Raw genomic sequence first — 10,532 nt, 5'->3', positions numbered from 1 at the left:
GGGGGGGGGGTTTTTGTTTTGGCGCTGCGGTGTTCTTTTCGCGGCCCCAATCCCGAGACCGTCACCGGCTCTTGTAGGAGCGGGCTTGCCCGCGAAGAAAGCACCGCAATCCCGAGCCCCGTCAACGCTGCTCGGCAAGCGCCTTGCGCAGGGCCAGCAACCACTGAAGTTGTTCGTTCGAAACAGGTGTGCTTGGGCTGTTCATCGTTGTCGTCCCTGTGGGCCTGGCAGGCCGATCAGTCTGAAGTCCTTTTGAGAGGTATTTCGAGGGAAAGATCCCAGACGGATGTATGAAATTTCCGGTTAGCCCGTCGGGTGATATCAATATGCAATAAGGGTATTTAGAGAAAGCTTTTTATGCCTTTAGAGTCTACCCATCGTGCTCACCGGCACATCCCTTTCATCGTCCATGACGCCGAGCCATCCTCGCGTCGGGCCCGGAACCTTGCCCATGTCGTACCTCCGTGACCTTGTGTCGAGGCGTTATCCATGACCTTCGACACTGCCTTCATGCTTAGCACACTCCCGGCATTCCTCAAGGCCGTCGGCGTCACCCTGCAGGTCGGGCTGATCGCCATCGCCACCTCGCTGCTGGTCGCCGTGTTCAATGCCGCCGTCCTGGTGTTTCGCACCCCCTACCTGTGGCGGCTGGTCAAAGGCTATGTGGAGCTGGCACGCAACACGCCGCTGCTGATCCAGTTGTTCTTCGTCTATTTCGCACTGCCGACCCTGGGTTTGAAAGTATCCGGCTTCGCTGCCGCGATCATCACCATGACCTTCATGGGCGGCGCCTACCTCACCGAGGTGCTGCGAGCGGGTGTCGAAGCGGTGCCGCGCGCGCAGCTTGAGTCGGGGCGTTCCATCGGCTTGTCCGAGGGCCAGTTGCTGCGCCACGTGATCCTGCCCCAGGCCGGCATCCTCAGCCTGCCGGCGCTGTTCGCCAACTTCATCTTCCTGCTCAAGGAAACCACCGTGGTCTCGGCGGTAGCCGTGCCGGAAATCCTCTACACCACCAAGAACTACATCGCCCTGTACTACAAGACCTACGAGATGCTCGCGGTGCTGACGTTGCTCTGCGTGCTGCTGTTCCTGCCGTTGTCGCTGCTGCTGCGCCACCTCGAAAGGAGGCTGCAACATGGCCAGTTCGGCAATTGAGCTGCTGCTGGTGTCCTTGCCGCAACTGGCCAAGGGCGCCGGACAGACCCTGGCGATCTCGGCCTTGGGCATCGTCTTCGCCACCCTGGGTGGTGTGCTCTATGGCGTGCTGGCCACGCTGGGCAAGCGTGCGGTGAACATCGCCTTGCAGATCTATCTGGAGCTGTTTCGGGCGATACCGGTGCTGGTCTGGCTGTACCTGGTGTTCTTCGGGTTGCCGATCTTCTTTTCGCTGAGTATCCCCAGCTTCTGGTGCGCGGTGCTGGTGCTGGGGCTGTGGGGTGCCAGCGAGGTTGGCGAGGTGGTGCGCGGGGCCCTGGCTTCGCTGCCGCGCGGCCAGCGTGAGGCGGGGTTGTCGATCGGCCTGTCGGGCCTGCAGTTGTATGGGCACGTGCTGTTGCCGCAGGCCCTCAAGCGCATGACGCCGCCCACCATCAACATCTACACGCGCATCGTCAAGACCAGCTCGCTTGCCGTGCTGATCGGCGTCGTCGATGTGATCAAGGCCGGCCAGCAGATCATCGAGCGTACCTACGAGTCGGTGCTGATCTACGGCGTACTGTTCCTGTTCTTCTTCTTCATCTGCTATCCGCTTTCCGCCGCTTCGCGCGCGCTGGAACGCCGCTGGGCCCACTCATGAGCGCATTGATCGAATTCCAGGGTTTCAACAAGTTCTTCGGCGAGCACCAGGTGCTCAAGGGGGTCGACCTGCAAGTACAGGCCGGCGAAGTGGTGGTGATCCTCGGCCCCAGCGGTTGCGGCAAGAGCACCCTGCTGCGTTGCCTGAACGGCCTGGAGGAGGCCCATGGCGGTAGCCTGCGCCTCGATGGCCAGGACTTGCTCGGCCCCGGCACCGACTGGCGCCAGGTACGCCAGCGGGTGGGCATGGTGTTCCAGAGCTATCACCTGTTCGGCCACATGAGCGTGATCGACAACCTGCTGCTCGGCCCACTCAAGGTGCAGAAGCGCGAGCGCGCCGAAGCCCAGGCGCAGGCCGAGGCGTTGCTGGCGCGGGTGGGGTTGCTGGACAAGCGGGACGCCTTCCCCCGGCAGTTGTCAGGCGGCCAGCAGCAGCGCATCGCCATCGTTCGTTCGTTGTGCATGAACCCGCAGGTGATGCTGTTCGACGAGGTCACCGCAGCCCTGGATCCCGAGATGGTCAAGGAGGTGCTGCAGGTGATCCAGGGCCTGGCCCGGGACGGCATGACCCTGCTCATCGTCACCCACGAAATGGCCTTCGCCCGGGCGGTGGCCGACCGTATCGTGTTCATGGAGGCCGGCAGGATCCTTGAACAGAGCGACCCCGAGAGCTTCTTCAGCCAACCGCGGACCGCACGCGCGCAGCAGTTCCTGGACAAATTCTCCTTCGTCGAAAGCCTGCCGAAGACACTACACAAGGAACTGTCATGAAAACTGCCCACTTCACCAAACTGCTGGCGCCGCTGTTCGGCCTGGCCTTGCTGGCCGGTTGCGACAAACCCGCGGAGCCGGGCAAGTCGGCTGCGGCGACGTCCGCACCGTCCACCAGCTATCTGGAAACCATCAAGGCCCGCGATAAGTTGATCGTCGGCGTGTTCACCGACAAGCCGCCGTTCGGCTTCGTCAACGAGAGCGGTCGCTATGTGGGCTTCGACACCGATATCGGTCGTCGCTTCGCCAAGGACCTGCTCGGCGACGAGAACAAGGTCGAGTTCGTGGCCGTGGAACCGGCCAGCCGCATCCCGTTCCTGCAGAGCGACAAGGTCGACCTGATCCTCGCGAACATGACCGTCACCCCGGAGCGCAAGGAAGCGGTCGACTTCACCAACCCCAACCTGCGTGTGGCGGTGCAAGCCATCGTGGCCGATGGCAGCCCGGTGAAAGCCCTCGATGACCTGGCCGACAAGACCATCATCGTCACCACCGGCACCACCGCCGATATCTGGCTGACCAAGAACCACCCGGACTGGAAGCTGCTCAAGTTCGAGAAGAACAGCGAATCGCTGCAGGCCCTGGCCAATGGTCGTGGCGATGCCTATGCCCAGGACAACCTGATCCTGTTCAGCTGGGCCAAGCAGAACCCGGGTTACCGCGTGTTGCCAGAGTTGCTGGGTGACGAGGCGCCGATTGCCCCGGCGGTGAAGAAGGGCAATACCGAGCTGCGCGACTGGGTCAATGCCGAGCTGGCCAAGCTGGGCGAGGAGAAGTTCCTGCTCAAACTGTATGACCAGTACGTGCGCAAGGAGCTGAGCGACGACACCAAGCCTGAGAGCGTGATCGTCGAAGGCGGCAAGTGGCAGGGGTGAGTCAGGGGCCAATCGCGGGGCTGCACTGCAGCCCCGGCGATATCAGTGGTTACGCGGCAACCAGTTCAACAGGAACTCATTCACCACCTTCGGGTTCTCCAGGCTGGAGATATGCCCTGCGAACGGAATCTGCGCCGCCAGGCAGCCGATGATCCGTGCCATTTCGTTGCTTTCGGCAGGCGGACGCGGAATATCCTGGTCGCCGCAGACCACGATGGTCCGCTCTGCCGGCAACTCGCCCAGTCGGCCCAGCAGGTCAGGGCGTCCGAAAATCACCCGCCCCATCGGGTCGAGGCTCTGGCGAATGGTCTCGGCGCTGCTGGCCTTGAGGTCGGCGCGGAACTGCTCGCGCACGTCTGGCACCGTCTGGCCGCCGGCATGGAAGAAGATCGGCACCACGATGTCGAGCAGTGGGTCAGGGAAGAACCCTGCGCCGCTGGCGGCATCCAGCAGGCCGAAGTACTTCAGGCGCGTGGCTTCAGGTTCGGCGCCGAGGTAGGTGTCCATCAGCACGATGCGGTCAACCCGTTCCGGGTGTTCGATCGCCAGCTCAGCACCCCACATGCCACCGACCGACAGGCCGACCAGATGGCATTTGTCGATGCCCAGCGCGTCGAGAAACGCCAGGTGCTGGCGTGCCAGCGCGCTCATGTCGGTGGTGGTGGCTGGTGGTGCCTCGGAGTCGCCATGGCCCCAGAGCTCGGGCACCAGCACGCGGAAGTGTTTCGACAGCGCATCGATCTGCGGTTGCCACATCGCGGCAGACCACAGGTAGCTATGGCCCAGCAGCACCGGGAAGCCCTGGCCCTGGTCGACGTAGCTCATGCGGGCGCCGTCGATTTCGATGAAGTGCTTTTGCATGAGGAAGGCTCTTGGAAGAAAGGGGCGAACAGGTTACCTGTTCGCAGTGTGAAGGGTTGTGAAACTGGTCATGTTAGGGCTGCTCTGGTGGTGAGCTTTTCGACAGCAGCGCGTTCACTGCCCCGGTGGCACCAGGCGCAAGGTACTGCGCGCCGGAATCACCCCCATCTGCGCCTTGTGATACCGCCCCTGTACATAATCTTCGGCCTGGTCCGAGTAATGGCGGTCGAACGGCACGCCACTCTGGCCTACAGGGTTGATGGTCAGCGCTTGCCCGGCGTCGGCGAAGTCGATCAGGCGTCGGGTCGAAGGCCCGTAGTTCACCGGCCAGGGCGCCGGGCCGATCTTCGCCGACAGGTTGTTCGGCACCTCATGGGTGCCCGGTGCGGCGAAGGGGCCGACATTGAACAGCAGGTTCAACGGTTTCTGCTGACCCAGCGGGTGGTTATGGGTGAGGGTGTGGGCCTTGCCCCATTGCCAGTCGGCCGGGTCGCTGCCGTACAGCTCGCGCAGATGCGCCAGGCTGCGTTGCCAGGCCTGGCGGACGATGGCGGTGCGGTCGGTGCGGTCGTGGCCGCCGCGCAGGTTCCACCAGGGTGAGTCGGCATCGGCGGCCAGGCGCGGTAGCGCGGCGTCGATGGCGCGGGTGCTGATCAGCACCTGGAACCAGGTGTCGCCCAGCTCGTCATGCAGGGCCGCGAACGCCAGCTCGTAGAGGAACTGGTTGAACAGCGTGGCGCTGGTCGAATCCAGTGGATAGTCGCCGCGCCATGCGGCCAGTTGTTCGACCAGTTCCTTCTGTTCGTCACCCTCGGCGATCGCACGCAAGGTATTGAGCAGCGGCGCCAAGGTGCGGGGGCCGTAGTCGGTGCTGGTGTCCAGCTGCAGCGCCTGGCTGTTCTGCACATCCCATTTGACTTGCGGGTCGGCCAGTCGACGATCCAGCTGGCGGCCACGGTCGGGCAGGTTGTAATAGCCGGGGATCGGCATGGCGGCCGGGGGCTGGTAGTTGGCCGAGACGATGTAGCCGCTGGGCGGATTCTCCTGCTGGGGATTGGCGCTGAAGGGGTAGAAGCCGAGCTTGTCGGCCTGGTGGGTGCTGCCGTCGAGAATGAACGCCGGGTTGACCCCGTCCGGACGAATCGGCAATTGCGCCGAGGCCCACCAGCCGATGTCACCGCGAGCGTTGGCCCAGACCAGGTTCAGCCCCGGTGCCTGGATCTTCGCCGCGGCCTCGCGCATCTTGCCCAGGGTGTCGGCGCGGTTGACCTGGTAGAAGGCATCAAGGATGGGGTTTTCGGTTTCGAGGAAGGCCCACCACATGGCGACAGGGGTTTGCCCTGCGGTTTCGCCGAGCACATCGTTGACGATCGGCCCGTGGGGCGAGCGACGCAGGGTGATGGTCACCGGAGCTTCGCCCTTGACCGCGATCTGCTGCTCGGTTGTCTCCAGCGCGCGCCATTGGCCATCGACCATGACCTGGTTGGTGTCGGCGGGGTTGGTCTTCTCGGCGATCAGATCGACGTCGTCGTTCTGGAACATGGTCAGGCTCCAGCCGAAGTCGCGATTGTGACCGAGCAGGGCGAAGGGGTTCAGCGCCTGGAAATAGCCGTAGAGGTTGAAGCCGGGCGCCGACAGTTCGGCCTCGTACCACACTGCCGGTACTGCGAAGCCGATATGCGGATCGCCCGCCAGCAGCGGGCGGCCACTGCGGGTATGGCTGCCGGCGACAGCCCAGGCGTTGCTGCCTTCGAACTGCGGGATACCCGCGTCGCCAAGCGCCTGGTGGCTGAGCCGGGCCAGGCCTTCGAGTGCGCGCCAGTCGTTGGCGGCAAGGGCCGGGTGCAGAGCTCCGTCAGGTTGCCAGTCGAGGTCGAAGATCTTCAGGTAGTCGGGTCCGAGCTGATCGCGGATATAGGTCAGCGCAGGTTCGGTGCGAAAGGCGGCGGCGAAACTGTAGGCCAGGTAGCCGGCGATGCTCAGGGTGTCTTCGGCGGTGAAGGGGCGTTCAGGGATACCGAGGACGTCGAACTCCACCGGCTTGGGATGGCTGGCCTGCCAGCTGTTCACGCCGTCCAGGTAGGCCTGCAGTGCGAGCCAGGACGGTGACTGGTGATCCAGGCGCTCGACCATCCGCGCCGCCTGCTCGCGGATGCGCAGGCTGCGAAACAGGGTGTCGGTGGGCACCAGTTTGCTACCCAGCACTTCGGCCAGCTCACCACGTGCCAGGCGGCGCACCAGTTCCATCTGGAACAGCCGGTCCTGGGCGTGCACATAGCCCAGGGCGCGGTACAGGTCAGGCTCGTTCTGCGCCTGTAGATGCGGTACACCGCGTTCGTCGTAGCGCACGCTGACCGGTGCGCTCAAGCCGGTGATAGCCACTTCGCCCTCGCGCTGCGGCAGCTTGCCGTGCACGTACCAGTAACCGGCACCCGCGGCTACGGCCACGACGATGGCAAGCAGAGTGAGGCTGCGCTTCATAGAATTCCTTGTGCCGTTGACGAGGGGGCGAGCGGCTGCTGAACACCGCAAAACGCGTTGAGAATAGCCTTCCCGGCGTGACAGGTCTGCCCTTTACTGCGCTTCTTTCTGCCAGGGGCAATAGCAGCCGCTGGCCAGGGCATTGGAGGCCTGTACCTGACGGCCTTGCAGCAGCGCCTGGATCACCGGCTCGATGAAACTGTTGCTGGAGTTGCACACTGCGCCTTCGCTGTAAGGGCCGAAATAGGCGAGCTGACCCTTGCGATCCCAGATCGCCACAGCCGGTGACGCAGGCAGGTATTCGCTGCCGGGCAGGTCGCCGACGGGTTGCAAGGCGCCAAGGTTGGCGGGTAGTTGGCCGTGACTGCCAGGCTTTTGCAGTACATGGAAGGTCACACCCTGTGCGGCGAAGTGCTCGATCAGCTCGGCCAGGTGTTGCTGGTTACCGACGTTGCAAGGGCAGGCCGGGTCCCAGAAGTGCACGACGCGGATCGGGCCAGGGCCTGCGAGCTCGGCGGGCAGTTGCAACTGGCTGCCGTCGAACAGCGTGGCCTGGTTGTCGAAGGTGCGCAGGTAGCGGGACTGGAAACTGTCGTAGGCCCACCACAGCAGGGCGGCGCAGACCAGGGTGGTGAGCAGCGTGGTAAAAATTCGCATGGTGATTCCGTAGAAAACGACACGACCGCTTCTGCAGGGGACGCCAGCTTGCCATGACCGGGCTCAGAGCTGAATATCGCAGATCAATACTCGCGCCATTGTGGATGTCTCCATGCCGTCACCCTTTGACCCCGACCTGCTGCGTACCAGCCTTGCCCCGCTGGCGGCGCGCCAGCCACTGTCGGCCCAGGCCCTTGACTACCAGCGCTTCTATGGCCTCGACCTGCCGGCGCAAAGCTGGCTGGGCGCCTTCAGTGTGGCGGGTTTCGACCTGGTGGGGCAGGTGTGGCTGCCGGATGCGCCGGTGGCGACATTGTTCCTGCTGCATGGTTACTACGACCATATGGGGCTGTATCGTCATGTGATTGGCTGGGCGCTGCAGCAGGGCTTCGCGGTGATCGGCTGCGACCTGCCAGGTCACGGGCTGTCCAGCGGCGAGCGGGCCAGCATCGCCGACTTCGCGGTCTACCAGCAGGTGCTCGATGCGCTCTTCGAGCAAGCGCGCAGGCTCGACCTGCCACGGCCCTGGCACCTGTGCGGGCAGAGCACGGGTGGGGCCATCGTTGTCGATCATCTGCTGCACTGCGGCGAGCAGAGCCCTGCCGACGGCCAGGTGATCCTGCTGGCGCCGTTGGTGCGGCCGCGGGCCTGGCACTGGTCGAAGTTGAGTTATCGGGTGCTGCGTCATTTCGTCGATGGTATCGAGCGACGCTTCAGCGCCAATACCAACGACCCGGCGTTTCTCGCGTTCCTCGAGGCTGACCCGCTGCAGCCGCGGCGCCTGCCGACGGCATGGGTGGGCGCGCTGATGGCCTGGATCAAGCGCATCGAGGCGGCGCCGCACAGTCGGCGTCGGCCGCTGATCGTCCAGGGCGAGGCGGACGGCACGGTGGACTGGCCATACAACCTCAGGGTGCTGAAGGAGAAGTTCGCCGAGCCGCAGATTCTCCTGCTGCCCGAGGCGCGGCATCACCTGGCCAACGAGCTGCCGGATATCCGCCAGCGCTACTTCAACTTTCTCGACCAGCGCCTGCTCACTTGAGGTTGGCGCTGCTCTGGCCGACGGCCAGCCCCGCACGCACTGCAGCCAGCGCGGCGCTGTAGTAGGCCTTGCCCTCTGCGGATTCGGCGAAGGTGGCGAACGCTTCCAGCTCGTCGTCGGACAGTTCGCGGTAGACATACAACAAGGTGTTGTTCAGGTCTTCGCCAATCTCGTTCATCAAGCGTTGGCGCTGACCATCGAGCAGGCCCTGGGCCTGGCCGCTGCCGAACAGGCCGGGGATCATCGAGCTGAGGCTGTCGGCGGCAACTCCGGCGATCGCCAGGCTGACCTCGGCCCCCGCTTCGCGGGCGGGCAGGGCCTGGGCCAGGTGACCGATGGCCAGCAGACGGTTGTCGCTGGCCTGGATGCGGGGAAGGCCCTTGGCGTTCTTGGTCAATTGGTCCTTGCGCGTAGCCAGCAGCTCGGCGGCAACCACCTTGCGCCCCAGTGGCGATTGGAAGAACGCCAGCGCCGGCGCCGGGTTCTTCAGGTTGGCGCGCAGTTGGGCCTGGGCGCGTTGATCCATCGCCTGGGCCTGGAAGCGTTGGTTGCTGTTGTCGACGAGCGCCTGGAAAACCGCGGGCGGCAGGCTGTTGCGGTAGCGCTGCTGGGCGGCCCCGATGGCGTCATTGAAGTGGGCGCGCTGGTCGGGCCAGCCGGCGGCCTTGTACAGTTGGTCGAGGCTGTCTGCCCAGACAGGCATGGTGCAGATCATCAGCACAAGCAGGGAAAACAAACGGCGCATTCAGGACTCCTGTCGGCAGGCCGCTATTGTCCGTGGGGTGGTACGCCTTTGTCGAGATATCAGCGTGCTTCTCGGCCAAGTGGCGCTGTCCGTGCTCATGGCTAATGGATATGATGCGCGCCATGCATACCTCTCCCGAACATCCGCTGCTGTCGATCATCGTCGACGACCTGGCCACCCGTGGCTGGTCGCAGCAGGCACTTTTCCTGCCGCTCGAGCTGGCCCGCGCCTTGGCCACCGAGTGTCGCAGGCGCCATGCCGAGGGCGAACTGAGCCCCGCAGGTGTCGGCAGGGGGGCGGCCCAGGAGGTGCGCGAGGCGATCCGTGGCGACCAGATCCAGTGGATCGACCCCGGCCAGGCCGAGGCTTGCGACCGCTACCTTGAGCTCATGGACAACCTGCGCCAGGCGATCAACCAAGGGCTGTTCCTGGGGTTGGAAGACTTCGAGTGTCATTTCGCCCTGTATCCGCCGGGCGCCTTCTACCGCAGGCATCTTGACCGTTTTCGCGACGACGACCGGCGCATGGTGTCGGTGGTGCTCTATCTCAATGAGCGCTGGCAAGCCGAAGACGGCGGGCAGTTGCGGATGTTCCTTGCCGACGACGTCGAGCATGACGTCCAGCCCGAGGCCGGCAGCCTGGTGGTGTTCCTGTCGGGTGAAGTCCCGCATGAAGTCCTGCCGGCCAATCGCGAACGCCTGTCACTGACAGGCTGGTTCCGGCGCCGTGGCAATGATCCCTTCTGAGTCGCCCAAGGTACTGGTCAGTGCCTGTCTGCTGGGGCAGCCGGTGCGCTATGACGGACGCGACAGCGGCCACCCCGATCTGCTCAAGCAATGGCAGGCCGAGGGGCGTGTAGTGCCCTTGTGCCCGGAGGTGGCGGGTGGCTTGCCGACGCCGCGACCGCCGGCGGAGATCCAGGGCGGGCAGGGTGGCCAGGTGCTCGATGGGCAGGTTCAGGTTCTGACCGTGGCTGGCGAGGATGTCAGTGCGGCCTTTCTGGGCGGCGCTCGGCAGGCCCTGGCGCTGGTGCGGCGGCATGGGATTCGGGTTGCGGTGCTCAAGTCCGGTAGCCCGTCGTGCGGTAACCGACTGACCTACGATGGCAGTTTCAGCGGGGTGAAGGTGCCGGGGGAGGGTGTCGTTGCTGCGCTGTTGCGCCGGGAAGGGGTGCTGGTGTTCAGCGAGCTGGAGCTGGAAGAGGCGCAACGGGCACTCGGGTAGTTCGGTGTCGTTCCTTTCGCGGGCAAGCCCGCTCCCACAGGGTTGGGCTCACCACAGGCCTTGTGGGAGCGGGCTTGCCCGC

11 protein-coding genes are annotated in these 10,532 nt (G+C 64.6%); 7 read left to right on the top strand and 4 right to left on the bottom strand.

Annotated features, from left to right (window positions below; genetic code table 11):
* Positions 1-489: 489 nt before the first annotated feature.
* Genes HU729_RS23680 through HU729_RS23665 form a run of 4 tightly spaced genes read left to right on the top strand, consistent with a single transcriptional unit; the run spans position 490 to position 3,440 of the window.
* A complete protein-coding gene (locus HU729_RS23680) occupies positions 490-1,155 on the top strand; it encodes an amino acid ABC transporter permease (protein WP_065864006.1) in 666 nt (221 codons plus the stop codon).
* Positions 1,136-1,795: an amino acid ABC transporter permease gene (locus tag HU729_RS23675; RefSeq protein WP_186665506.1), complete on the top strand. Its 660-nt coding sequence runs from the start codon at positions 1,136-1,138 to the stop codon at positions 1,793-1,795. Before HU729_RS23680 ends, HU729_RS23675 begins: the two co-directional genes overlap by 20 nt.
* On the top strand, positions 1,792-2,565 hold the full coding sequence (locus HU729_RS23670) for an amino acid ABC transporter ATP-binding protein (RefSeq protein ID WP_186665507.1): 774 nt from the start codon (positions 1,792-1,794) through the stop codon (positions 2,563-2,565). Before HU729_RS23675 ends, HU729_RS23670 begins: the two co-directional genes overlap by 4 nt.
* Entirely contained in the window at positions 2,562-3,440 is an 879-nt protein-coding gene (locus HU729_RS23665; protein ID WP_186711713.1) for a transporter substrate-binding domain-containing protein, read from the top strand. The genes HU729_RS23670 and HU729_RS23665 overlap by 4 nt, the downstream gene beginning before the upstream one ends.
* A gap of 42 nt (positions 3,441-3,482) precedes the next feature.
* Here the strand turns inward: HU729_RS23665 and HU729_RS23660 are convergent, their stop codons facing one another.
* The 3 genes from HU729_RS23660 to HU729_RS23650 form a co-directional block, all read right to left on the bottom strand.
* Positions 3,483-4,301 (bottom strand): alpha/beta fold hydrolase, encoded by an 819-nt coding sequence (locus HU729_RS23660; RefSeq protein ID WP_186711712.1) that lies wholly within the window; start codon positions 4,299-4,301, stop codon positions 3,483-3,485.
* 114 nt (positions 4,302-4,415) lie between these two features.
* Complete coding sequence (locus HU729_RS23655; protein WP_186711711.1) at positions 4,416-6,782, bottom strand: penicillin acylase family protein; 2,367 nt, start codon at positions 6,780-6,782, stop codon at positions 4,416-4,418.
* 93 nt (positions 6,783-6,875) lie between these two features.
* Positions 6,876-7,439 (bottom strand): DUF6436 domain-containing protein, encoded by a 564-nt coding sequence (locus HU729_RS23650; protein ID WP_186665511.1) that lies wholly within the window; start codon positions 7,437-7,439, stop codon positions 6,876-6,878.
* A gap of 112 nt (positions 7,440-7,551) precedes the next feature.
* Between HU729_RS23650 and HU729_RS23645 the strand changes: the two genes are divergently transcribed.
* Positions 7,552-8,481, top strand: a complete 930-nt coding sequence (locus HU729_RS23645; protein WP_186711710.1) for an alpha/beta hydrolase — start codon at positions 7,552-7,554, stop codon at positions 8,479-8,481.
* Here HU729_RS23645 and HU729_RS23640 read toward each other — a convergent pair.
* Positions 8,474-9,226: a DUF2059 domain-containing protein gene (locus tag HU729_RS23640; protein WP_186711709.1), complete on the bottom strand. Its 753-nt coding sequence runs from the start codon at positions 9,224-9,226 to the stop codon at positions 8,474-8,476. The two genes, HU729_RS23645 and HU729_RS23640, sit on opposite strands and share 8 nt — an antisense overlap.
* Positions 9,227-9,339: 113 nt before the next feature.
* Between HU729_RS23640 and HU729_RS23635 the strand changes: the two genes are divergently transcribed.
* On the top strand, positions 9,340-9,972 hold the full coding sequence (locus HU729_RS23635) for a 2OG-Fe(II) oxygenase (RefSeq protein ID WP_186711714.1): 633 nt from the start codon (positions 9,340-9,342) through the stop codon (positions 9,970-9,972).
* Positions 9,959-10,450, top strand: a complete 492-nt coding sequence (locus tag HU729_RS23630; protein WP_186711708.1) for a DUF523 domain-containing protein — start codon at positions 9,959-9,961, stop codon at positions 10,448-10,450. Before HU729_RS23635 ends, HU729_RS23630 begins: the two co-directional genes overlap by 14 nt.
* The last annotated feature ends 82 nt before the right edge of the window (positions 10,451-10,532 follow it).

This window comes from Pseudomonas sp. RW10S2 (assembly GCF_014268985.1).
In the GTDB taxonomy this organism is placed as follows: domain Bacteria; phylum Pseudomonadota; class Gammaproteobacteria; order Pseudomonadales; family Pseudomonadaceae; genus Aquipseudomonas; species Aquipseudomonas wayambapalatensis.
Note: the sequence above shows the minus strand (reverse complement) of the source record. Positions and strands in the feature narration are given on the sequence as shown.